The sequence below is a fragment of the Streptomyces sp. NPDC002573 genome (assembly GCF_042889625.1).
GTDB classification, from domain to species: domain Bacteria; phylum Actinomycetota; class Actinomycetes; order Streptomycetales; family Streptomycetaceae; genus Streptomyces; species Streptomyces gibsoniae.
This window is the reverse complement of the sequence record NZ_JBIARC010000041.1, coordinates 55,424-77,957: the sequence shown is the minus strand read 5'-3', so window position 1 is coordinate 77,957 and position 22,534 is coordinate 55,424. Positions and strand designations below refer to the sequence as shown.

The following is a 22,534-nucleotide window of genomic DNA, read 5'->3' as shown; positions in this document are numbered from 1 at the left end:
GTGGCGCCCGTTTTCGTCACCGCATCCCGCCGGGGGGGGGGGGCCCCGGGGGGGCCCCGGGGGGGGCCCCCCCCCCCCGCCCCCTGGGGCCTACACCAGCAGCGGTCCTCCGCACCTCGCGGCGCCCTCCTTCATCGCGATGAGGTTGGCGACCACGTAGGAGATGTTGTTGTCGGAGTGCCACTCGGTCGGGAAGTAGGTGACCAGCCGCGACGACTGGAACCGGGCATCGAGGTCGGGCACGAAGGCGCGGTACTGGTCGTCCGTGTAGTACCAGAACGAGTTCTCGTTGTAGTAGGCGACGTGCGTCGGGTTCTGGTAGGCGCCGCGGCCGTCGGAGCTCGGCGTCGTGGTGAGGAGCATGCCGCCGGGCGCGAGCAGCCGGTACAACTCGTTGATGAGCGGCACCTTCGCCGGCACGCGCTCCAGGAACTCCACCGCCCGGATCAGGCCGACCGAGCCGTCAGCCAGGTCCAGCTTTCCGGGCATCGGCGCGACGATGTCGACGCCCTCTCCCGGGTTCTGGTCCACACCCAGGTAGCCGGGCGGCTTCCGGTCGGCCGCGCCGAGGTTCAGCGCGAGCAGTTCGCGTCGCTGGGTCCAGGCGAGGGCGTTGGCCTCGATGTACTTGTCGTACAAGGTGACCGTCTCGCGCTGGATGTGCGCGTTGATCTCCGGGTCGCGCTGGGTGTTGGCGGGGTGCACCCGCTGGAGGTACAGGCAGCGGTTGATGTGATGGAAGTCGCCGACGTGGAAGAGGCGGCACATCAGGTCCTGGTCGTCCAGGACCGTACGCGAAGCGTCGTACCCGCCGGCCTTCTCGTAGCTCTCCTTGCGGAACGCCCGCACGTGGTTGGGCGCGTACCAGATGTAGGAGACGTTGTGAGGTGTCGGTGCCAGGGAGACGGCCTGCAGGAGGCTGCGGCCGTCCACGGTCACCTCCTCGTACTTCCAGCCGAACGCCTCGTCGAAGCGGCTTTCGTCCCGTTTTCCGTCCTCGGTGATCTGGGCGGTGTTGCTGTAGACGAAGACAGCCTCGGGGTGCGCGTCGAACGCCTCGCCGAGCTCCGTCAGGCACGACTTCGCCAGGAGGTCGTCGTGGTCGAGTTCCACGAGGATCTCGCCCCGTGCCAGTTCGCAGGCCTTGCGCTTCGCCGCTCCGACGCCGTCGACGCCGTCTGCGATCTCGAGGCGGATCCTGTCGTCGGGGTGCTCCGGCCGCCACCGGGCGCCCTTGTTGAGCAGGACGATCCACTCCCAGTCCGAACAGGTCTGCGCCTGCAGGGACGCCAGGCACTCATCGAGAAAGCGAGGCTGGTGGCTCGGGGTGAAGATGGAGAATCTCGGTGTCGCGGGCGACGTCATCTGGTGCTCCCTGCTTGGTCCGATGTCGAGGAGGGGCTGATGGAACCCTGGAAGCGTTCCGGTACTGAGGAACGCAGCGAGGGATCGATCTCGACGGCACGGCGGAACTCGTCCTTCGCACCATCGACCTGGTGCTTGTCCGCCAGGATGTGTCCGAGATTCAGATGGGCGGTGCCCGCTTTCGGGTCGACGGCGATGACACGCTTCAGGAGTCCCATGGCCCGGTCGGGCTCGCTCGGCCTCAGCAGAATCGCCTCGTTGAAGAGAGCCGACTCGTACTGTGGGTCGATCTTGAGAGCCTTTTCGTAGGCCTCACGGGCATCGGACTTCCTGTCGTCCTGCTGCGCGATGACCCCCAGGTTGTACCAGGCGACCTTGTTGTGAGGGTCCAGCTTCAGAATGCGCCTGTAGGTACGGGAGGCCCCCTGGGAATCGTGGAACTTCTCAATCTGCAGCATGGCCGTCTGCAGAAGCACGTCGGGGTCCTGGTCCACCCGGACCGCTGACGGCGGCCTGGAGTCCGGATGAGGTGCGGTCGACCGGGATGCAATCGCCCAGGTGGTCACCCCGGTGAATACGGCCGCCAGTCCGGCGAACCCTGCCCACAATTTCCTACGTTTCACTTGGCCACATCTCGTCGGAATGGTGAGGACACGCGGGTGCGGACGATCTCAGGTGGCCGACACCGAAATGGCCGTGTGGTGTCGGGGGAGGTACCGGAGACCGAACCACCCTCATTTCCGCCGACGTTACGAGGCTGCCCGATGGCGCCGCCATTCGGCAGGCACCTGGGAGCAGCAGACCACTCGAATGTACCCAACCGAGATGGTGCTTCACGGAAGCGACTTCGTGAACCCGGCGTTCTCATCAGGTCACTGGTCGGCTCTTCGTGCAGTTCTTCCGCTGATAAGTCCGCTGCCGCGGTAGGCCCTTCTGGACGAGAAAAACGGCGGCTTCGGTCCAGCTTCTTTGTGTGACCTCAAGTGACTGGATACCGTAACTCACCGGTTGTTTGCTGCCGCGGAGTTGGACGGTACCCGTGAAGCCCACGATCTGTCTGAACATGATCGTCAAAGACGAAGCCCCGGTGATTCGGCGTTGCCTGGAATCCGTACGACCCTTGATCGATTCCTGGGTCATCGTGGACACGGGCTCGACCGACGGCACCCAGGACGTCATCCGCGACGTCTACCGTGATCTGCCCGGTGAACTGTACGAACGGCCCTGGAAGGGGTTCGACGGGAGTCGTACCGAAGCGATCGAACTCGCCCGGGATAGCGCGGACTACCTGCTCTTCATGGACGCCGACGACATGATGGAGGTGGAGCCCGGCTTCTGCATGCCGGAGCTGACTCACGACGCCTACAGAGTCGCAGTGCACAACGGGCCGATCATCCATCGGCGCCGCGCCCTGGTCTCGACGCGGCTGACTTGGCGGTACGTCGGCGTCCTGCACGAGTACCTCGACTGCGGTTCCGGATTCACTGTCGGGGCTCTCGAAGGTGCCAACATCCTCATCGTGGGCGGCGGGGCACGCGACAGGCAGGGAGACGTGAGGGAGAAGTATCTGCGCGACGTGAAGACCCTCCAGCAAGGTTTGCTCAAGGAGCCCGACAACGCCCGTTACGTCTTCTACCTCGGTCAGAGCTGGGGCAACACCGGCGAGCTGGGGAAGGCTCTCGAAACCTACGATCGCCGGGCTGCCATGGACGGCTGTGTTCAGGAGGGCTTCTGCGCACGTCTCCGGGCCGCACGGCTCGCAGAAAAGCTCAAGTGCCCGCCGGCCGAGGTGATGGACCGCTATCTGCGTGCGTACGAGAGCCGCCCCTCACGCGCCGAGGCCATTGGTGAACTCGCCCGTCTGTGCCGTGTCGAAGGTGGGCGCTGGCCGCTCGCCCACATGTTCGCGCGGCAAGCGGCGCGGATCCCGTATCCGAGCGACATCCTGTTCGTCGAGCGCGAGTGGTACGAGTGGCGGGCGCTCGATGAACTCGCTGTGTCCGCCTACTGGGTGGGCGAGTACGAGGAGTCGATGCGCTGCTGCGAACGCCTGCTTGAGGGTGGCAAGTTGCCCGATGAGCATCGAGAACGTGTGATCAAGAACCTTGAGAGCGCGCGATGCGAACTGGGCTCGAGGGAGCTCGTAGGAGCCTGAGAGCGGTGCCGAGGCCGGAAGTCCCGCTCAGGCGAACGCAGTGCTGTGTGGCACCCGGTCCGCGCGACGCTGCGGGTGCACGCGGACCGGGGCCGTCAGGGGGAGCCGGCCGGGACGGCTCGGGAGGGTCAGCCGGCGGCGACCGGCTCGGCCGACGCGGCGGCGTGGGCGTCGATGCGCTCCGCCGACAGGATCGCGGCTGCCGTGTCCGCGCGGGACGCCGCGACCACCAGGGCCCGGCCCGCCAGCGCATGGGCGCGCCGGTGGAGGGGTGCGATCTGCGCGTCACCGCCGTGCGTGGCGGAGGTCGCACGGACCGGCCGTACGCCCCCGCGCAGCCGCGCCACCTGGTCGGCGAGCCGCTCGGCCGCCGTGTTCAGGTCCCCGGAGGGGGCCAGGGACCGCAGCTCGTCGGTCACCGCGAGCAGTGCGGCCAGATGACCGGCGAGCTGGATGTCCAGCTCCTCCTCGCGGGAGCGGTGCGGGAAGTCGGGGTCAGGGCAGGCCGGTGTGTGGACCGACTTGGTGCGGATCGGTTCGTACATGGGACGGCCTCCTGTGCTTGACAGGAAACCATCCTAGCTTGGAATTCGTCTAAAATTGAGTCGGATCGCGGAATGCCTCGGCCGGTCACCCGCCGTGAGGGCGGGGTCGCCGACAGAGGGTCAGGGCTGGCCGTAGCCGTCCAGGAAATTCCCTATCCGTGTGATCGCCGACGTCAGATCGGCCACGGTCGGCAGGGTCACCACCCGGAAGTGATCGGGCTCCGGCCAGTTGAAGCCCGTCCCCTGGACGACCATGATCTTCTCGCTGCGCAGCAGGTCGAGGACCATCTGCCGGTCGTCCTTGATCTTGAAGACGTTCGGGTCGAGGCGCGGGAACAGATACAGCGCGCCCTTCGGCTTCACACAGGTCACACCCGGGATCCGGGTCAGCAGCTCGTACGCCGCGTCCCGCTGCTCCTTCAGCCGCCCGCCCGGCAGCACCAGGTCGTTGATCGTCTGGCGGCCGCTGAGCGCCGCCACCACACCGTGCTGGCCCGGCATGTTCGCGCACAGCCGCATGTTCGCGAGGATCGTCAGACCCTCGATGTACGACGCCGCGTGCGCCCGGGGGCCGGAGATCGCCATCCAGCCCACCCGGTACCCCGCCACCCGGTACGCCTTCGACATGCCGTTGAAGGTGAGGGTCAGCAGGTCCGGGGCCACCGCGGCTGTGGGGGTGTGGGTGGCGCCGTCGTAGAGGATCTTGTCGTAGATCTCGTCGGAGCAGACGAGGAGGTTGTGCCGGCGCGCGATGTCCGTCAGGCCGCGCAGCATCGCCTCGTCGTAGACCGCGCCCGTCGGGTTGTTCGGGTTGATGATGACGAGGGCCTTGGTGCGGTCTGTGATCTTGCGTTCCATGTCCGCCAGGTCCGGCGTCCAGTCGGACTGCTCGTCGCAGTGGTAGTGCACGGCCGTGCCGCCCGCCAGGGACACCGCCGCCGTCCACAGGGGGTAGTCCGGGGCCGGTACGAGCACCTCGTCGCCGTCGTCCAGCAGGCCCTGCATCGCCATGACGATCAGCTCGGAGACGCCGTTGCCGATGAAGACGTGCTCGACGTCCGTCTCGATGCCGAGGGTCTGGTTGTGCATCACGACCGCCCGGCGGGCGGCGAGCAGGCCCTTGGCGTCGCCGTAGCCGTGGGCCGTCGAGACGTTGCGGAGGATGTCCTCCAGGATCTCCGGCGGGCAGTCGAAGCCGAAGGCGGCCGGGTTGCCGGTGTTGAGCTTGAGGATGCGGTGACCCGCTGCCTCCAGCCGCATCGCCTCCTCGAGAACCGGGCCCCGGATCTCGTAGCAGACATTGGCGAGCTTCGTGGACTGGATCACCTGCATGTCCGTGAGCTTACGGCCGTGTCTGCGGTCGTGCCGCGTGTTTTCCACCACGTGGGCGGTGTCGGTTCGACCGGTCGTCCCCGGGTGGTCGCATCACGTGTCACTTCCGCCCCTAAAATGCACGCCCATGTCTTGGGAACATCGGCCCGGCGACGGGACGCACGGCGCGAACGCCGTCAATGGCGCGACGGGTGCTCACCCCACCGGGGGGACGCAGCCGGTGAACGGCGCACCGCAGAGTCCCCCGAACGTGTATCACCCGCACGTCGATACGGCCCCGGAGTACGGCGTATACGCCGACCCGGCCGCCGCCCATGGCTGGCAGAACGCCTACGACGAGACGCGCGAGCTGCCCAGGGTGACGCTCGACGAGTACGGCCCGGCGGGGCCCGCCCCCGAAGGCCCGGCGGCGCCCGCCTCGGAAGGTCCGGCGGTGCCCGCGCCCCGGGGCGAATCACGGCACCGGGCGCGTCCCGCGCCGCGCTCCCGGGGGCCCCGCCGTCTGCTCATAACCGCCGGCGCGCTCGGCGTCGTGGGCGTGGCCGCCGCTCTGGCCGGGAGCTTCGGCTCCGGTTCCGCCGGGGGCGCGCAGGGCGGCACCGAGGAGTCCGCGCGGCCGAAGGCGGCCCGGTCCGAGGTGCCCGGGGAGAGCAGCTCCGTGTCCTCCAGCCCCGCCCCCTCCGTCCAGCCCTCCCGTTCCGTCGCCCCGGCCGACGCCGCGAGCGCGTCCCCGACGGCCGCCGCCTCGCGGAAGGTGCCCGCCACACGTAGCGCGAATCCCGCCACCTCCCCGGCGGCACCCACCGGCCAGGCCACCTCCTCCGCCCCGCCCTCCGCGACCGCGAGTCCCACTGCGTCGGACGGCAGCTGGCAGGGCCATCCGGGCCACGGCCACGGGGGTCCCCGGCACCCCTGGTAGCCGCGTCGGGCGCGGGCTCCTCGGCGACAGGCCGAAAACCGATCCTTGCTCCGACGCACCCCTACGTTGACAATGCGCATGACAAACGCAGGGCCGGGCCGGAGGACCTCCGGCCCGTCGCGTCATCGCAACCTCATCAAGAGGGGACCCCCCACATGAGAAAGCCTCTCGTTGCCGCGCTCTTCGCTCTGGTGATCGCCGGAGCCGGTGCGGCACCGGCGGTCGCGGCTCCCCAGGCCGCCCGGACCGCACCCACGGCTTCCCGCACCACGGCCGCCTCCCCGACGGCCACGGTCCGGGCCGTCGACTTCGCCGGCACCGTCTCGCTCAGCAACTGCTCCGGCTCCGTCATCCGCTTCCCGAACTCCGCGGACACCGACCCGGCGCTCGTGCTCACCAACGGCCACTGCCTGGAGACCGGCTTCCCCGACCCGGGTCAGGTCATCGTCGGACAGTCCTCCAGCCGTACGTTCGGACTGCTCAACTCCGCGGGCAGCAAGGTCGCGACGTTGCGTGCGAGCAAGGTCGCGTACTCCACGATGACCGACACGGACGTCACGATCTACCAGCTCACCACCACCTACGCGCAGATCAGGAGCTCGTACGGCATCAGCGCGCTCACCGTCGCGGACACCCATCCGGTCGCCGGCACGGCCATCAAGGTCGTCTCCGGTTACTGGAAGCGCATATACAGCTGCAACGTCGACGGGTTCGTCTACCGCCTGAAGGAGGGTGACTGGACCTGGAAGGACTCGGTCCGTTACACCTCCGCCTGCGACACCATCGGCGGCACCTCGGGCTCGCCCGTCATCGACAACAGCACCGGCAAGGTCGTCGCCGTCAACAACACCGGCAACGAGAACGGTGAGCGCTGCACCGTCGACAACCCCTGTGAGGTCGACGCGAACGGCACGGTGACCGTGCGTCAGGGCATCAACTACGCCGAGGAGACGTATCTGATCCCGGCCTGCTTCGGCACCGGGAACAAGCTGAACCTCAACGCGAGCGGCTGCACCCTGCCCAAGCCGTAACCGCCCTCGGTGGCTCGACGGCGGGCGGTCACCGCGCAGTCCTGCGGACCGCCCGCCCCGCGAGGACGTCCGTCCGGCGTCCGTCCTCGATCACGAAACGGCCGTCGACCAGCACGTACGGGATACCGGTCGGCAGTGCGCGCGGTCGCTCGAACGTGGCGCCCGCCGCGACCGTCGCCGGGTCGAAGAGCGCCAGGTCGGCGCGGTATCCCTCGCGGACCAGACCGCGGTCCGGCAGACGCAGCCGGGCCGCCGGCCGCGCGGTGAGATGGGCGACGCACTCCTCCAGCGACAGCACCCCCAGCTCGCGGACGTACCGGCCGAGGTAGTGCGGGAAGGTGCCGTACGCCCTCGGATGCGGCTTCGCACCTTGCAGGATGCCGTCGGAGCCCCCGGTGTGGACGCGATGCCGCATGATCGCCCGGACGTTCTCCTCGTGGCCCACGTGCTGGAGGATCGTCGGCCCGAGGCGGTCCTCGACCAGCAGCCGGCGGGCCGTCGCCCAGGGCTCCTCGCCGCGCCGGTCCGCCGCCTGACGCACCGTCGTGCCGACGTACTCGGCGAGCGCCGGATCGCTCACCCCGGAGATCTCGACGGTGTCCCAGTCGACGGGCACGCCGTGGCAGCCGTCGGCGCCGGTCACCTCCAGGTCGTGCCGGATCCGCTCGGCCGTCGCGGGGTCGGCGAGCCGGCGCAGGACCTCCTCGGGGCCGCCCTCGCTCGCCCAGCTCGGCAGCAGTGCCGCCAGCGTGGTGGAGCCCGGGGTGTAGGGATAGGTGTCCAGGGTGATGTCCGCGCCCGCCGCCAGCGCTTCGTCGAGCAGGGACAGCAGCTCGGGGGCGCGGCCCTCGTTCACACCGAAGTTCATGGTGGCGTGTGCGAGGTGCAGCGGACAGCCGGCCGTGCGGGCCAGGGCCACCATCTCCGCGTACGCCTCCAGGGCGCCCGCCCCGTAACTGCGTTGGTGCGGGCAGTAGTAGCCGCCGTACTCGGCCACCACCCGGCACAGCTCGGTGAGTTCGGCGTCCTTGGCGTACATGCCGGGGGTGTAGGTGAGCCCGGACGACATGCCGACCGCGCCCTGCTCCAGGCCCTCCGCGACCAGGCGCCGCATCCGGTCCAGCTCCTCGGGCGTCGCCTCCCGGTCCTCCCAGCCCACGGCCAGCATCCGGACCGTGCCCTGCGGGATCAGATAGGCGGCGTTGACCGCGATGCCCTGGTCCAGGCGGTCCAGATACTCGCCCACCGTCCGCCAGGTGAAGTCGATGTCGTCGCCGTAGCTGTTCCAGCCGGTGATCGCGCGCCGCACCTCGGCCAGCGTACGGTCGTCGACCGGCGCGTACGACAGCCCGTCCTGCCCGATGACCTCCAGCGTCACGCCCTGCGCCGCCTTCGCGCTGTGGTCGGGGTCGCGCAGCAGGGCGAGATCGCTGTGGGCGTGCATGTCGATGAAGCCGGGGGCGAGGACCAGACCCTCCGCGTCCAGTTCCCGCACGGCCCGGGGGCGCTGGCAGCCCGCCGCCGCGGCCTCCTTCACGATCGCGGTGATCCTGCCGCCGTCGATCACGACGTCGGCGCGGTACGAGGGTTCCCCGCTGCCGTCCACGACGTCGGCGTCCCGGATGACGAGCTGCTCCACGACCGGCCCTCCTAGAAGAACGTGCGGATGTAGTCGACGACCGTCCCGTCCGCCTCGGCGACCGGGATCACCTGCCACTTGTCGAAGGACGTGCACGGGTGGGACAGGCCGAAGCCGACCCAGTCGCCCACCTCGACGTCCGCCTCGGGGCGCGTGCTCAGCCAGAGGTGCTGGTCGGAGAGGGCCGTCACCTCGATCCCGGCCGCCGGGCGCTCGGTGCCGTCCCGGCGCACGGCCTGGGCCACGGGGAGGTCGAGGTCGTAGGCGGCGTCGCGCTTGCCCGCGTTGACGAACGCCTGGTCCGCCGACGGGCGGGAGACCACCTGGGCCCACAGCCGGAACGCGGGCTCCAGGGCGCCCTCCTCCGGCACCCGGTTGAACGGGGTCAGCCTGCGGTAGTGCACGTCGTCGTGCGAGACATACGCGCCGGATCGCAGCAACTTCAGTACGGGAAGGGAGAGTTCGGGGATCTCGGCGAAGACGTCGGCGACCGCGTCGAACCACTCGCTGCCGCCCGCGCTGACCACGATCTCGCCGGTCCCCGTGAACCGCCCCGCCTTGTCGAACTCCACGGCGATCCCGGTCAGCCGGCGCAGCCAGGCCCGCACCCGCTCCGGCGAGGCCTCGGGCACCTGGGCCTCGTACCCCGCCACGCCCACCAGACGCAGGGTGTCCGTGCCCCCCACCGCGTCCGCGACCGCCCTCGCGTCCGTCTCGGTGCGCACACCGGTCCGGGCGCCTTCGCCCGCGCCCAGCTCGACGACGACCTCCACCGGGCGGGCGGCGCCCCCCAGGGCCGCGTCCATCAGCTCCACCCCGCGCACGGAGTCGACGTAGCAGACGAGGCGGAACTCCGGGTCGGCGGCCAGTTCGGCGGCGATCCAGCGCAGGGCCGCGGCGTCCACCAGCTCGTTGGCGAGGAACACCCGGCTGATCCCGAAGGCCCGGGCCACGCGCACCTGGTGGGGGACCGCGAGGGTGATGCCCCATGCCCCGTGCGCCAGCTGGCGGTGGAAGAGCTGCGGCGCCATCGACGTCTTGCCGTGCGGGGCGAAGGCGAGGCCGTGGCGGGCTGTGTACGTCTCCATCAGCGCGAGGTTGTGCCGGAGGCGCTCGGCGGACAGGGCGAGGACGGGCGTGGTGAAGCCGCCGGTGAACAGATTGCGGCCCTCGTCCGCCAGTTCGGCCAGGGTCAGCCCGTCGGCGTCCGGGGGGAGGCCTTTGAAGCGGTGGTCGACGCGGTCCGCCGTGAGGGCGGCGAGGCGTTCTGCGGCGGTGGCGGCGTCCATGGGGCCTCCTTGATCCCAGTCGTTGCACTCTACGCAACGACCGTTGCGTGTATCGCTTGCTGCTGTCTAACATCCCCGCCAACGCGGGGTCAACGGAGCCGCCGTACCCGCGAGACGAACAGGAGCCACCACCATCGTGACCGCCAACGGCCTGCCGCTCGCCCCGGGCGCCCCGGACGTCGTGGATGTCGTCGCGCTCGGCGAGTCCATGGTCACGTTCGTGCCGACCGGGCCGGGCGGGCTGGCCGATGTGCCGTCCTTCCAGCGGGGGATCGGCGGCGCCGAGTCGAACGTCGCGTGCGTGCTGGCGGCCGCCGGGCACTCCGCGCGATGGGTCAGCCGGGTCGGGGCGGACGGCTTCGGCGCGCATCTGGTCGAGGCGATCGGGGCGTACGGCGTCGATGTCGCGTCGGTGCCGCGCGATCCGGCGCGCCCGACCGGGATCTACTTCCGCACGGCCGGGGACCGGGCGGGCGACGACCACGAGGTGGCGTACTACCGGGCGGGGTCGGCCGCCTCGGCGATGACGGTGGAGAACGTCGACCTCGACGCGGTGCGGGCCGGGCGGGTGCTGCATCTGTCCGGGATCACGGCCGCGCTGTCGGACGGCTGCCGTGAGTTGCTGCGGGAGCTGACCGCGCCCCGGACCGGGCGCCCGCTCGTCTCCTTCGACGTCAACCACCGTCCCGGGCTGTGGCGTGCCGCCGACGGTCACCGGGTGCTGATGGACCTGGCGCGCGGGGCCGACATCGTGTTCGTGGGGGACGACGAGGCCCGCGAGCTGTGGGGGCTGCGCGGCGCCCGCGCCGTCCGGGAGGCGCTGCCGGAGCCGGAGATCGTGGTCGTCAAGCAGGGCAGGGGCGGTGCGACCGCGCTCGACAAGAACGTCGACGGCCTGTGCGAGGACGCCACCGGAACCGCCACCTTCGTTCGCGCCCTGAAAGTCGACGTCGTCGCCGCCGTCGGTGCCGGGGACGCCTTCGCCGCCGGGTTCCTCTCCGCCACGCTGCGCGGGCTGCCCGTACGGGACCGGCTGCGCCACGGCCATCTGGCGGCCGCCGCGGCGCTGACCGTCCCCGGCGACCTCGCCGCCCCGTGCTCCCGCGACCACGCCGACCGGCTCGTCGCGCTCGACGACGCCGCGTGGGAGACACTGCGACTCGGCCCCGGCTGGACCGAAGCCGACGCGCGGGCCGCGGAGGAGGTACGTACACCATGAGCCAGACCGTCGACCGGGCGCTGAGCATCCTGCCGCTGCTGGCCGAGGGGCCCGCCGATCTCGGACAGGTCGCCGACCGGCTCGGCGTGCACAAGTCCACCGCTCTGCGGCTGCTGCGCACGCTGCACGAGCACGGACTGGTCTACCGCCAGTCCGACCAGCGCTACCGCCTCGGCGCCCGGCTCTTCGCCCTCGCCCAGCAGGCCGTGGAGAACCTCGACGTCCGGGAGATCGCCCACCCCCACCTCGTCCGCCTCAACGAGGAGTGCGGGCACACCGTCCATCTCGCGGTGTACGAGGAGGACGAGGTCCTCTACATCGACAAGGTCGACAGCCGCTACCCGGTCCGGATGTACTCCCGCATCGGGAAGCCGGTCGCCATCACCGTCGCGGCCGTCGCCAAGCTGCTGCTCGCCGACCTCCCCGAGCCCGAGCGCCGCGCCGTCGCGGAGAAGCTCGACTACCCCCTCTACACGGCCCGTTCGACGCCGAACGCCGCCGCCTTCCTCAAGGAGCTGGCGGTCGTGCGCGGGCAGGGCTGGGCCACCGACCTCGGCGGCCACGAGGAGTCCATCAACTGCGTCGCCGCCCCCGTCCGGGGCGCCGACGGACGGGTCGTCGCGGCCATGTCGGTCTCCGCGCCCAACGTCGTCGTCACCTCCGACGAACTCCTCACCCTCCTCCCGCTGGTGCGCCGTACCGCGGACGCCATCACCCGGGAGTACTCCGGCAACCCGCCAGCAAAGGACTCCGTATGACGGACAAGATCGCCCTGGCCCCCAAGACCCACACGACCCCGCCCGCCCGGTTCTCCCACGGCGTGCGGAAGGGCAACATCCTCCAGGTCGCCGGGCAGGTGGGCTTCCTGCCCGCCGAGGAGGGCAAGCCGCCCACGCCCGCGGGGCCCACCCTGCGGGAGCAGACCCTGCAGACCCTCGCCAACGTCAGGGCGATCCTCGAGGAGGGCGGGGCCGGCTGGGACGACGTGATGATGATCCGGGTCTATCTGACCGACGTGGACCACTTCGCCGAGATGAACGAGATCTACAACGCCTACTTCGACGAGCAGGGCCTCACCCAGCCGCCCGCCGCCCGGACCACCGTCTACGTGGGTCTCCCGGCCGGACTCCTCGTCGAGATCGACGCGCTGGCCGTACTCGGCTGACCCGCCGCTCCACCCCTCCGTACGTCGTCACGGCCGGCGCCCCCACCCCTGGGGTGCAGCCGCGATCCCCCCTGCCCGAAAGCTCCATGGACTTACCAGAAGCCAGAGGTCCCACTGTCATGCACATGATCATGATGCCCGATCTCGCGGCCCCCGCCGCGCCCGCCGTCCCACCCCACACCGGCGGACTGCTCGCCCTCGTCCACGGCACCGCCGGCCTGCTCACCGTGGCGGCGCTCGGCATCGCGCTGCTGCTCGTCCTGATCATCAAGGTGAGACTCCAGCCCTTCGTCGCGCTGCTCGCGGTCTCCATAGCCGTCGGCCTCGGCGCCGGACTCTCGGTCACCGAACTCTTCGGCACGGTCCAGCGCTCCGACGCCGTCTCCCTCATCGAGTCCGGCATGGGCGGCACCCTCGGCCACATCGCCATCATCATCGGCCTGGGCACCATGCTCGGCGCGGTCCTCGAAGTCAGCGGCGGCGCCGAGGTGCTGGCCTCCCGGCTGCTGAACCTCTTCGGCGAGCAACGGGCCCCGCTCGCCATGGGCCTCACCGGTCTGATCTTCGGCATCCCGGTCTTCTTCGACGTCGGCATCTTCGTGCTCGCGCCCATCGTCTACGCGGCCGCCAAGCGGGGCGGCAGGTCGATCCTGCTCTACTGCCTTCCGCTGCTCGCGGGCCTGTCGATGACCCACGCCTTCCTGCCGCCGCACCCGGGCCCCGTCGCCGCCGCCGGTCTGCTGAACGTCGACCTCGGCATGGTCATCCTGATGGGCGTCGTCTGCGGGATCCCGGCGGTGCTGGCCGCATGGGCGTGGTCGGCGTGGATCGGCAAGCGGATCTTCGTACCCGTGCCGCAGGACATGGTGGAGGCGGCCGAGGAGGCGAAGGCGGCGCTCGCGCGGGAGCGGTGGGGCGGGAGCACCCCGTCGTCGGACGAGGCCGAGAGCTCGGGGGAGGGCGTGCCGCCCGCGGAGAAGCCGGTGCCGCTGACCACGGTGTTCGCGATCATCGGTACGCCGCTGGTGCTGATCCTTCTGGCGACCTTCTCCTCGATCGCCTTCGATCCTCCCCCAAGCTCTCCGACAAGCTCCGAGCAGGGGGGACCCCCATCGGGCCGCTCGGTGATCGAGTTCTTCGGCCACCCCTTCGTGGCGCTGACGATCGCGCTGCTGCTGGCGTACTACCTGCTCGGCATCCGCCGCGGCTGGTCCCGCAAGTCCCTGGAGACGGTCTCCACCGCCTCCCTCAAGCCGATCGGCAACATCCTGCTGGTGGTCGGCGCGGGCGGTGTCTTCGGCGCGGTCCTCAAGGGCAGCGGGGTCGCGCAGGCCCTCTCCGACACCTTCCACGGCGTCGGCCTGCCGGTGATCGTCCTCGCGTATCTGATCTCACTCGTGCTGCGGGTGGCGCAGGGCTCCGCGACGGTCGCGATCGTCACGACGGCGGGCATCGTCGCCCCGCTCCTGACGGAAGGTCATCACTCCCAGGCCTTCGCGGCCTTGGTCATCATGGCCATCTCGGCCGGTTCCATCTTCGCCTCGCATGTCAACGACGGCGGCTTCTGGATGGTGGCCAAGTACTTCGGCATCAGCGAACGGGACACGCTGCGGACCTGGACGGTGCTGGAGTCGGTCTTGTCCGTGGCAGGGTTCGCGATGGCCGCCTTGGTGAGCACGTTCGTATGACTTCGCGAACTTCGTGAGAGCTCCGTACGGCGAGAATTCGTATAACGATGCCGGGGCTGGCTGTGTCCCGCACAGGATCTTCGACCATACTGCCCGCTGTGGAGCAGCGCATAGGTCCGAGCAGCCAGCCCCTGGACGGTGCCGGGATCGACCCGGCCTTCATCCCCGGGCTCACCTCACCCGTGTCCGCCGAACGGGACTCCGAGGAACCGGAGGACGCGGTACCCGACGGCGTGAAGGCCGCCGCCGTGGAGCCGGCGGAGCCCGTGGAGTCCGTGAAGTCGGCGGAGTCCGACGGCGGGGCGCCCGAAGAGGAGACAGCGGCCGACGACGCCGGGTCCGACGACGCCGAGGCGGAGGAGAAGGCCCCCGAGGGACCCGTCTTCGAGGCCGCCGACCGGCGTGCGCGGATCGTCGCGGACCACAGCGGTGTACGGCTGCGCCTGGACGACCAGGAGTGCGAGTTCCGCTGGGACGAGATCGGTGCTGTCGAGACCCAGGCCGCGCGCTTCGGCAAGCGGTTCACGGTCACGGTGCACACGCCCGACCGCCGCTGGTACCCGATCGAGATCGAGGCGACGGCCAGGGCGCGCTTCACGGAGTGGGAGACCCGGCTGGACGAGGTTCTGGACGCCTACTTCGAGGACGGCGAGAAGGAACCCGCCGCCGCGCAGGACGGCGACTGAACCGCGGCGTCAGCCGCAGTACTGGGCCTCCTTGCCGATGGACCGGTACATGCAGTCCGCGTTCTCCAGCAGTTGCAGCACCGCGTCCCGGTTCCGTGACGTCTCCCGCTCGATGACCTCGTCGGGCGGGTAGAAGCCGCCCGCGGAACTGGACGTGGGATACATCTCGAAGGTGTAGTCGAAGATCTTCTGGGTGCCCCACAGATAGTCGTCGATCGACCCGTCGGTGATGTACAGGTCGCTCGACTGCTCGGGCGTGTAGCCGTTCCTCGCGGCCATCTTGCGCCCCACGGCCTGGTAGGCGGCGGCGTCGTCCGCTGTCATGCCCGTCGTCGTGTCGGAGTAGGTGTACCCGAAGGGCCACAGCACGAGTTCGCTGTACGTGTGGAAGTCGATGCCCGCCCTGATCTGCTGCTTCCCGCCGATGACCCGGCTGCGCACGAAGTCGGCGACCACCTTCACCTCGGGCGCCGACTCGGCGGACGCGCCGCGGTAGGTCTCCGAGGACGCGGACCCGGAGGAGCCGCCGCAGCAGCCCCACTTGTAGTTCCAGTTCCGGTTCAGGTCCGTACCGACGTACGACGAGCCGGAGTTGGGCTGGCGGTTCTTGCGCCACGAGCGGTAGGAACCGGTCGCGATGTCGTACTCGCCGCCGTCCGGGTTGAGATCGGGCACGATCCAGATCTCCCGGTTGTTCACGAGGTTCGTGACCCGGGAGTCGCTGCCGTAGCCCGCCCCGAGTTCGCGCAGCAGATACAGCGCCATCTCCACCGTCAGGTGCTCGCGCGCGTGCTGGTGGAAGGTGAAGAGGACCTCGGGCTCGTTCTCGTCGGTCGCCACGTTGTCGCTGACCTTGATGGCGACGATGTCCCGGCCCTGGTACGACTTGCCGATCACCCGCTTGCTCATGATGGCCGGGTACGCCGCGAGCCGCTGGTCGATCTCCGCGTTCATCTCGGCGTAGTTGTGGTACTTCGAGTCCGCCGAGGGGAAGTCGAAGGGCCGTACGCCGCCCGCGCCGTCGGTGCGGTCCGGGACCGCCGCGACCGGGGTGACGTCGTAGCCGAGCGCCCGTACCCTGCTGATCTGGTCCGCGCGGCCGGAGACGACGACCGTCTCCGCGTCCGCCTCGTCGACCGTGACCCCGGTCTGCTGAAGGGCCGTACGGGACATCGGGGTCGTGCTCCGGTGGATCTCGTACTGGCGGATGTCGCCGGACGAGGAGCGGTGCGGCCGGACGCCGCCGGCCGCGGCGCCGGTGCCGGCCGAGACGGGTGCCGCGAGGGCGAGCGCCAGCAGGGTGGCCAGGGCGGCGGTCCGTCTGCCGCCGAGGGTGCCCGATCCGCGGATGCGAAGTCGCATGAGGTCTCCTCGGGTCTCCAGGTTTCCGGGGGTTCTCCGGAATGTGGGGTGGAGTGGAGCGGGGGTGGTCCGTTCACTGCGACGTACGTGCGGGTGTCGCGCTCATGGTGAAGGGATGACATGGTCAGGTCAAGAGGTTCCAAAGAGGCGACGGCCGGGACCGGTGGGAACGCGACAGGGGGCCCCGGAGGCGCGATCAGCCCCCGGAGCCCCACCGGACGAACGTGATGTCAGCCGCGCGCGAACCACTTCGCGCTGGTGGCGATGGCCTCCATCTGCTTCAGGGTGAGCGCGGGCGCGGTACGGGTCGCCGGAGTGGTCTGGGTACCGGAGTTGAAGGCGCTGATCACCACGCGGCGGCCGCCGGTGCGCATGGTGTCGACGGTCCACATGACGACTCCCTCGCCGCCCTTCTCGCCAGGCCCCTGATGCGTGGCGACCTTGGTGCCGTCGGGCAGGGTCCGGGAGTCGGGGCCGAAGAGCTGGCCCTCGACGTCGGACATGTCTGCCTGGACGTTGACCTGGACCATACTCGCGCCCCGGCCGTCGTCCACGACGACATACCCGAACCCCGAGTCCGCGCCGCCCTTCGAGACCACCCTGACCCCCTTGGGCAGGAGGGTGGCGAGCGTCGACGACACCGAGCCCTCCGGGACACCCCCCGGCCGGCTCGGCTCGGTCGTCGGCACCCGGGGAGCCGCGGGCAGGGCGTCGGAGGCCGTACGCCACTCGGGCGCGCTGACGAGCGCCTTCAGCCGGTCCGGCGACAGGGGAGGCAGACTGCGGCTGATCGGCTTGTCCTTCTCGGCGGCGGAGTTCCACTCCTGAACGCTGATGGACTGCCCCTTCGGCGTGACGAGCTGGGCGGACCACAGCTTGGTGTCGACGCGGCGGTCCGGATACTCGTAGCCCTGGAGGATCATGAGCTTCGAGCCGTCGGCGAGCGTGCTCGCGGTGCAGGCGTCGTACGGGACGAACACCTTGTCGGGGCAGGTGGTGGCCTGCAGGGCCTGGCTGCTGCCGGGCTGCACACGGTTCACCGCGACGGCGACGGCGGCCCTCCCCTTGCCGTCGTCGTACACGACCTGCGCGTACGGCCGGTACGGCCGGTACTGCCCGCGCGGGTCGCCGGTGCCACGCCCCTGCTCCTGGGAGAACGTTCCCGGGGGGAGCAGCTTCTTCAGGGTGGCGATGAGATCGTCCTTCGACACTCCGGCGGGCCGGCCGGGCGAGGCGGCCGGGGTCGTCGTGCTGCCGGCCACGGAGTGCTGGCCGTCCGCCTGGAGGCCGGGCAGCACGAGCGCCACGCCGAGCCCGACGAGCGCGACCCCGGCCGCCCCGCCCGTGACGGCGGCCCGGCGCCTGCGGAGCGTCCGGCCGCGGGTCTCGCCGCGGTCGGCCAGATCGAGCCGGTCGGTGTCGAAGGTGCCGCCGGTGTGACGCAGGGCCGCGGCGAAGTGGTCCTCGAAGGGGTCGTGTTCTTCAACGGGCATGGCAAAACCGCCGTTTCTGCGGATGAGGTGGTGGTCGCGGCCGGTCGGCCGGGGGAGATCGGGGTCCCGGTGCTCCCGGGGCGGGTCAGGGTCTGGCGTACTCGGCGAGGGCGTCGCCGAGCTGGGCGCGCAGCCGGGCGAGGGCGCGGACGCAACGGGTGCGGACGGCGGCCGACGTGGTGTTCAGGACCGCCGCGGTCTCCTCGATGCTGCGGTCCTCCCAGTAGCGCAGGACGACCACGGCGCGGTCCTTGGCGGACAGCTGTCCCAGCGCCTCCAGGAGGGTGAGCCGTAGCGAGGTGTCCCCCGCGCCCGGGGCGGGCAGTTCGGGAAGCGCGTCGGTGGCGCGTTCCCTGCGGCTGCTGTGGCGGCGCCGGTGGGCGAGGAAGGTGCGGGTGAGGACCGTCTGGGCGTATCCGGCGGGGTTGTCGGCCCGGGAGATCCGGCTCCAGCGCAGATACACCCGGCCGAGGGTCTCCTGCACGAGGTCCTCGGCGAGATGGGTGTCGCCCCCGGTGAGCAGACAGGCGGACCGGTACAGATGCCCGGCCCGCGCCGCCGCGAACTCCGGGTACCCGTCGCCGCGGCCATGTCTCATGCGTTCCCCCGTCGTGCTGTGCCGTGCCGTCGCACGGCCGGGCCGTCCGGTACGGCCCTCACCTCATTGATGCGGTGAGGCCACGGAAATGTTTCACCGGACCGGCGCCTTTTGTGCGTGCCCTCGCGAAAGCCCTGATGCCCGGCCGTGAGGGGCCGGGCATCAGGGGGGCGGGCATCAGGGGGGGCGGTGCGTGGGAGGGCGAGGGTCAGGGGAGGGCGTGGACGTGCGGGCCCACCGCGTTCGACCAGGCGTTGCCGGACGCCGCGTCCCAGTTCGTCGACCAGGTCATCGCCCCCCGCAGATCGGGGTACGTCTTCGACGGCTTGAAGGAGCCGCAGTTCGTGGCCTTCGTCAGACAGTCGAGGGCGTTGTTCACCACCGTCGGGGAGACGTACCCGCTGCCCGCCGCGCTGGTCGAGGCGGGGACGCCCAGGCCCACCTGGGACGGGGACAGTCCGCCCTGGAGCTGGATGCAGGCGAGGGCCGTCAGGAAGTCCACCGAGCCCTGGCTGTAGACCTTGCCGTCGCAGCCCAGCATGGAACCGCTGTTGTAGTACTGGGTGTTGACGACCGTCAGGATGTCCTTGATGTTCAGCGCGGTCTGGAAGTAGCCGTTCGACGTCGACTGCATGTCGATCGTCTGCGGGGCCATCGTGATGACCAGCGACGAGCCCGCCTTCGACGACAGCTGCCGCAGCGCCTGCGTCATGTACGTCGCGTTGATGCCGTTCTCCAGGTCGATGTCCACGCCGTCGAAGCCGTAGGTCTGCATCAGGGAGTAGACCGAGTTCGCGAAGTTCGTCGCCGACGTCGTGTCGCTCACCGACACCGTGCCGTTCTGCCCGCCGACCGAGAGGATCACCTTCTTGCCGGCCGCGTGCTCGGCGGCGATGTCCGCCTTGAACTGGGCCACCGAGTAGCCGCCGAGGCCGGAGGAGTCCAGGGTGAAGGAGACCGCGCCCGGTGTGGTCGTCGCGTCCGCGAACGCCACCGCGATGATGTCGTACTGCGACGGCACGTCCGTGAGACGTTGCACCGTGGCGCCGTTGTTGAAGTTCTGCCAGTAGCCCGTCACCGCGTGCTTCGGCAGCACTCCGGTGCCCCCGCCGCCGGAGGAGGACGTCGTGGCCGTCACCGCCGACGACTTCTGCGACTCGCCCGCCGCGTTGGTCGCCGTCACCTGGTAGGAGTACGACGTCGACGGGGACAGGCCGGTCACGGTGGCCGAGGTGCCGGTCACGGCGGACACCTTCGTGCCGCCCTGGTAGACGTTGTAGCCCGTCGCGCCCGACACCGTGTTCCAGGTCAGGGACGCCGACGAGGACGTGGTGGAGGAGACCGCGAGGCCGGTGGGGGCCGCGGGCACGGTCGGGGACGGGTCGCCTCCGCCGCCTCCGTCCGGGCCGTACACCGACACGTCGTCGGCGTAGTACGCCGCCTGGCCGTACCAGCCGTGCAGGTACACCGTCACCGAGGTCGTCGAGGCGCCGGTGGTGAAGGTCGTCGACAGCTGGGTCCAGCCCGACGAGTCCGGCGTCCAGGTCGACACGTCCGTCGTGCCGGTGCCCGTCGCGCCGAGGAAGGTGTAACCGCCCTGCACCCAGGCGCTCAGCGTGTACGTCGAGCCGGGCTCGACCGCCACCGTCTGGCTGCACTGTGCGTCGTCCTGGCCCGCCGGAGTCGCCGTCAGCGCGGCGGCACCGCCGTGCACCGGGGACGACACCGTCGTACCGCTGCCGGCCGAACAGGTCCAGCCCGTGAGGCCGGACTCGAAGCCGGCGTTCTTGGCGTTGTTCACGTCCGCGGCAGCCGCGTGCCCGGCGGCCAGAAAGGTGAGGGCGAGCGCGGCGACGGTGGCCTGGGCCAGGGGTCGTCTGCGGCGCAACATGCCTGGTTCGCGGTCCACTTGAGCCTCCGGTGTGGGGAGAGGGGGGAGGAAGAGGAAGGGAGAGGGCGAGGGGGAGCGCCCTGCGGAACGGTGGCCATCGCCTGACGAACGAATTTGGTCCAGACCAATCGGGTTGTCAAGACCTGAAGCGCCCTCAACGCCCGTACCGTCGGGTCGAGTTGTGGCATATGCGCCTACTCTGTGTCGATCATGGTCTCACCTTCGGTGAGATGATCTTCCGGATTCGGTGTTGAGCCGGGCATGCCGTGGATATGGTGCTGTTGCAGGACGATGCAAGAGGACGTAACAGGGGCCAACTGAGGCGGTGGTCGACCACCCCGCCGCAGTGAACGGGGTGGTGTGCAGCCGTGCCGACCGCGATAGCCGTCACCAGTCCCGATCTGGTGCTCCCGCCGCTCGACCGGCAGACCCCGCCCGCCGCGGTCCAGCCGCAGCCCACGCTCGAACAGTCCCTGAACGGCATGCACGCGCTCATCGAGCAGCACGGGTACGTCATCGCGCTGCACTCCGCGTCCGGCGACGACCCGGCCGTCCAGCGGCTGCGCACCGTACGCTCCGTCCTGGAGAGCGACCGCATCGCGCTGCTCGGCCTCGATCTGCCCCCGCTCGGACTGGCCCTGCTCGCCCAGCAGTTGCGGCAGCTGTCGGCCTGCGACTTCAGCCCGGGCGTCCTGGCGTCCTCCGCGCGGCTGCTGGCCCACTACATCTACGCCGGCGCGCTCCTTGGCTCGGTCACCAGGCTCGACCGCGTTCCCGTCTCGCTCGCCTCCCACGCCAAGTCCTGGGTGCCCAACGCCCAGTTCGCCGTCCTCGCCCACCCCCGGCCCCAGCTCGTCCGCATCGGCCAGGAGGAGTTACCGGGTCCCGAGTTCGGCACCCGGATGATCGTCGCCGCCGGGCAGCCGCCCTCGGACTGGGTCACCGCCACCCTCGCGCCCGCCTGGCGGGTCCAGGGTGTCGCGACCGTGCCCCTCCCACAGGACTCCGGCCGCTGGTGGGGGACCCAGCGGCTGGTGGAGTTCGCCGCGGGCCTGCACGACGTGTCCGTGCTCTACCAGCTCGTCACCTCCGTACGCCGCGAGGTCTGCCACTGGTGCGGCCTCGAACTCATCGGCGACCGCTGCGGTTTCTGCGCCGCGCCTCTGCCGGGGCCCCTCGAAGGGCAACCGGTCGCCGCCGCCCGCGCGCTGCCACGAGGCGGCACGTGAGCGCCGTACGCACCACCCCGTCGCCGTACGCACCCCTTCCCGCCCCCGCCGCACCCGTTCACGGTCCACCGCACCACCGCTCGACCGCCCTCCGGCCGGACGGCGGGCCCGCCCGACCGCACGGCACGTCCCCCCGAGGTGAGATGTAGTGAACGCACGACAGCGCCGCGGCGTCATCCTGCTGGTGCTCTCGGCCCTCGCCGCCGTCGGCGCCTTCGCCGGCGTCCTGTCGGTGATCCGCAACGTGAACTCGAAGGTCGGACCGGAGGTCACGGCATACCGGCTCAGGGGCGACATCCCGCCGTACCAGGAGCTCACGGCCGACCAGTTCCAGCAGGTCGCCATGCCCCGGCGCTGGCTGTCCACGACGGCGGTCACCAGTCTCTCGCAGATCCGCGGCAAGATCGCGGTGACCCGGCTGGAGAAGGGGTCGCTGCTGCAGACCGACATGATCGTCGACCGCCCCGCGCTCCAGCCGGGACAGCAGGAGATCGCGATCATGATCGACGCGTCCACCGGCGTCGCGGGCAAGATCGACCCCGGCTCACGGGTCAACATCTACGCCACCTTCAAGGCTCAGAACGACAAGGGCAAGGACGAGTCCAAGATCATCGTGACCAACGCCCGCGTCCTGGACGTCGGCAAGCTCACGGCCCTCGACCCGGACCAGTCCAGCGACGAGCGCCGCCGCACCGCCACCGAGGCCGTCCCCATCACCTTCGCGCTCGACACGGAGGACGCCCAACGGGTCGCGTACGCCGAGTCGTTCGCGGAACACGTCCGGCTCGCCCTGGTCGCGGGCGGCTCCCAGACCTCGGTGACGCCCGGCGACCGCACATACACCCTCGACCAGGACAAGTAGGAGGCCACGCATGAGGTCCGTCCCGGTCCCCGGCGGGTCCGTCCGCAGCCGGTCCGCCGGCAGCAG

General features: G+C 70.5%; 20 protein-coding genes. 10 read left to right on the top strand and 10 right to left on the bottom strand.

Annotation, left to right across the window (positions count from 1 at the left end; translation table 11 throughout):
- Positions 1-90: 90 nt before the first annotated feature.
- A complete protein-coding gene (locus tag ACFYX0_RS31235) occupies positions 91-1,365 on the bottom strand; it encodes a glycosyltransferase (protein ID WP_355909499.1) in 1,275 nt (424 codons plus the stop codon).
- Positions 1,362-1,841 (bottom strand): tetratricopeptide repeat protein, encoded by a 480-nt coding sequence (locus tag ACFYX0_RS31230; RefSeq protein WP_388975099.1) that lies wholly within the window; start codon positions 1,839-1,841, stop codon positions 1,362-1,364. Before ACFYX0_RS31230 ends, ACFYX0_RS31235 begins: the two co-directional genes overlap by 4 nt.
- A 563-nt stretch (positions 1,842-2,404) precedes the next feature.
- Between ACFYX0_RS31230 and ACFYX0_RS31225 the strand changes: the two genes are divergently transcribed.
- Complete coding sequence (locus ACFYX0_RS31225) at positions 2,405-3,520, top strand: glycosyltransferase (RefSeq protein ID WP_388975096.1); 1,116 nt, start codon at positions 2,405-2,407, stop codon at positions 3,518-3,520.
- 128 nt (positions 3,521-3,648) lie between these two features.
- On the opposite strand, the gene ACFYX0_RS31220 is transcribed toward ACFYX0_RS31225, so the two are convergent.
- Both ACFYX0_RS31220 and ACFYX0_RS31215 read right to left on the bottom strand, forming a co-directional pair.
- The gene (locus ACFYX0_RS31220) at positions 3,649-4,065 is read right to left on the bottom strand and encodes a hypothetical protein (protein WP_388975094.1); all 417 of its coding nucleotides are present in this window, start codon (positions 4,063-4,065) and stop codon (positions 3,649-3,651) included.
- A 120-nt stretch (positions 4,066-4,185) separates the two neighbouring features.
- Entirely contained in the window at positions 4,186-5,397 is a 1,212-nt protein-coding gene (locus tag ACFYX0_RS31215) for a pyridoxal phosphate-dependent aminotransferase (RefSeq protein WP_388975091.1), read from the bottom strand.
- Positions 5,398-5,524: 127 nt separating this feature from the next.
- Here ACFYX0_RS31215 and ACFYX0_RS31210 point away from each other — a divergent pair, with 127 nt between their 5' ends.
- A complete protein-coding gene (locus ACFYX0_RS31210; protein ID WP_388975088.1) occupies positions 5,525-6,316 on the top strand; it encodes a hypothetical protein in 792 nt (263 codons plus the stop codon).
- Between the two features lie 155 nt (positions 6,317-6,471).
- Positions 6,472-7,347, top strand: a complete 876-nt coding sequence (locus ACFYX0_RS31205; RefSeq protein ID WP_388975086.1) for a serine protease — start codon at positions 6,472-6,474, stop codon at positions 7,345-7,347.
- Positions 7,348-7,375: 28 nt separating this feature from the next.
- Here the strand turns inward: ACFYX0_RS31205 and ACFYX0_RS31200 are convergent, their stop codons facing one another.
- Positions 7,376-8,986, bottom strand: a complete 1,611-nt coding sequence (locus ACFYX0_RS31200) for an amidohydrolase family protein (RefSeq protein ID WP_388975083.1) — start codon at positions 8,984-8,986, stop codon at positions 7,376-7,378.
- 11 nt (positions 8,987-8,997) lie between these two features.
- Positions 8,998-10,275: an amino acid deaminase gene (locus ACFYX0_RS31195; protein WP_388975081.1), complete on the bottom strand. Its 1,278-nt coding sequence runs from the start codon at positions 10,273-10,275 to the stop codon at positions 8,998-9,000.
- Positions 10,276-10,426: 151 nt separating this feature from the next.
- Between ACFYX0_RS31195 and ACFYX0_RS31190 the strand changes: the two genes are divergently transcribed.
- The 5 genes from ACFYX0_RS31190 to ACFYX0_RS31170 all read left to right on the top strand — a co-directional run bounded on the left by ACFYX0_RS31190 (position 10,427) and on the right by ACFYX0_RS31170 (position 15,033).
- Positions 10,427-11,494, top strand: coding sequence for a sugar kinase (locus ACFYX0_RS31190; protein ID WP_388975111.1), 1,068 nt, complete (start codon positions 10,427-10,429; stop codon positions 11,492-11,494).
- A complete protein-coding gene (locus ACFYX0_RS31185) occupies positions 11,491-12,252 on the top strand; it encodes an IclR family transcriptional regulator (RefSeq protein WP_355909529.1) in 762 nt (253 codons plus the stop codon). The genes ACFYX0_RS31190 and ACFYX0_RS31185 overlap by 4 nt, the downstream gene beginning before the upstream one ends.
- The gene (locus tag ACFYX0_RS31180) at positions 12,249-12,659 is read left to right on the top strand and encodes a RidA family protein (RefSeq protein WP_388975078.1); all 411 of its coding nucleotides are present in this window, start codon (positions 12,249-12,251) and stop codon (positions 12,657-12,659) included. Before ACFYX0_RS31185 ends, ACFYX0_RS31180 begins: the two co-directional genes overlap by 4 nt.
- A 131-nt stretch (positions 12,660-12,790) precedes the next feature.
- Positions 12,791-14,347 carry a GntP family permease gene (locus ACFYX0_RS31175; protein ID WP_388975108.1) on the top strand — a complete coding sequence of 519 codons (1,557 nt, stop codon included), beginning with the start codon at positions 12,791-12,793 and terminating at the stop codon, positions 14,345-14,347.
- 98 nt (positions 14,348-14,445) lie between these two features.
- Positions 14,446-15,033 (top strand): hypothetical protein, encoded by a 588-nt coding sequence (locus ACFYX0_RS31170; protein ID WP_388975075.1) that lies wholly within the window; start codon positions 14,446-14,448, stop codon positions 15,031-15,033.
- 9 nt (positions 15,034-15,042) lie between these two features.
- Here the strand turns inward: ACFYX0_RS31170 and ACFYX0_RS31165 are convergent, their stop codons facing one another.
- The 4 genes from ACFYX0_RS31165 to ACFYX0_RS31150 all read right to left on the bottom strand — a co-directional run bounded on the left by ACFYX0_RS31165 (position 15,043) and on the right by ACFYX0_RS31150 (position 20,377).
- Positions 15,043-16,395 (bottom strand): M14 family metallopeptidase, encoded by a 1,353-nt coding sequence (locus tag ACFYX0_RS31165; RefSeq protein ID WP_388975072.1) that lies wholly within the window; start codon positions 16,393-16,395, stop codon positions 15,043-15,045.
- 230 nt (positions 16,396-16,625) lie between these two features.
- The gene (locus tag ACFYX0_RS31160) at positions 16,626-17,888 is read right to left on the bottom strand and encodes a hypothetical protein (protein ID WP_388975069.1); all 1,263 of its coding nucleotides are present in this window, start codon (positions 17,886-17,888) and stop codon (positions 16,626-16,628) included.
- A gap of 85 nt (positions 17,889-17,973) precedes the next feature.
- The gene (locus tag ACFYX0_RS31155) at positions 17,974-18,486 is read right to left on the bottom strand and encodes a SigE family RNA polymerase sigma factor (RefSeq protein WP_388975067.1); all 513 of its coding nucleotides are present in this window, start codon (positions 18,484-18,486) and stop codon (positions 17,974-17,976) included.
- Between the two features lie 208 nt (positions 18,487-18,694).
- A complete protein-coding gene (locus ACFYX0_RS31150; RefSeq protein ID WP_388975105.1) occupies positions 18,695-20,377 on the bottom strand; it encodes a chitinase in 1,683 nt (560 codons plus the stop codon).
- Between the two features lie 368 nt (positions 20,378-20,745).
- Here ACFYX0_RS31150 and ACFYX0_RS31145 point away from each other — a divergent pair, with 368 nt between their 5' ends.
- A complete protein-coding gene (locus ACFYX0_RS31145) occupies positions 20,746-21,606 on the top strand; it encodes a hypothetical protein (RefSeq protein WP_388975065.1) in 861 nt (286 codons plus the stop codon).
- A gap of 148 nt (positions 21,607-21,754) precedes the next feature.
- Positions 21,755-22,468, top strand: coding sequence for a Flp pilus assembly protein CpaB (gene cpaB, locus ACFYX0_RS31140; protein WP_355909547.1), 714 nt, complete (start codon positions 21,755-21,757; stop codon positions 22,466-22,468).
- The last annotated feature ends 66 nt before the right edge of the window (positions 22,469-22,534 follow it).

Bases quoted from the DNA above. Each gene is read 5' to 3' on its own strand.
- ACFYX0_RS31235 (WP_355909499.1), bottom strand. From the start codon at position 1,365: ATGACGTCGCCCGCGACACCGAGATTCTCCATCTTCACCCCGAGCCAC.
- ACFYX0_RS31220 (WP_388975094.1), bottom strand. From the start codon at position 4,065: ATGTACGAACCGATCCGCACCAAGTCGGTCCACACACCGGCCTGCCCT.
- ACFYX0_RS31215 (WP_388975091.1), bottom strand. From the start codon at position 5,397: ATGCAGGTGATCCAGTCCACGAAGCTCGCCAATGTCTGCTACGAGATC.
- ACFYX0_RS31210 (WP_388975088.1), top strand. From the start codon at position 5,525: ATGTCTTGGGAACATCGGCCCGGCGACGGGACGCACGGCGCGAACGCC.
- ACFYX0_RS31205 (WP_388975086.1), top strand. From the start codon at position 6,472: ATGAGAAAGCCTCTCGTTGCCGCGCTCTTCGCTCTGGTGATCGCCGGA.
- ACFYX0_RS31195 (WP_388975081.1), bottom strand. From the start codon at position 10,275: ATGGACGCCGCCACCGCCGCAGAACGCCTCGCCGCCCTCACGGCGGAC.
- ACFYX0_RS31185 (WP_355909529.1), top strand. From the start codon at position 11,491: ATGAGCCAGACCGTCGACCGGGCGCTGAGCATCCTGCCGCTGCTGGCC.
- ACFYX0_RS31180 (WP_388975078.1), top strand. From the start codon at position 12,249: ATGACGGACAAGATCGCCCTGGCCCCCAAGACCCACACGACCCCGCCC.
- ACFYX0_RS31175 (WP_388975108.1), top strand. From the start codon at position 12,791: ATGATGCCCGATCTCGCGGCCCCCGCCGCGCCCGCCGTCCCACCCCAC.
- ACFYX0_RS31165 (WP_388975072.1), bottom strand. From the start codon at position 16,395: ATGCGACTTCGCATCCGCGGATCGGGCACCCTCGGCGGCAGACGGACC.
- ACFYX0_RS31160 (WP_388975069.1), bottom strand. From the start codon at position 17,888: ATGCCCGTTGAAGAACACGACCCCTTCGAGGACCACTTCGCCGCGGCC.
- ACFYX0_RS31155 (WP_388975067.1), bottom strand. From the start codon at position 18,486: ATGAGACATGGCCGCGGCGACGGGTACCCGGAGTTCGCGGCGGCGCGG.
- ACFYX0_RS31150 (WP_388975105.1), bottom strand. From the start codon at position 20,377: ATGTTGCGCCGCAGACGACCCCTGGCCCAGGCCACCGTCGCCGCGCTC.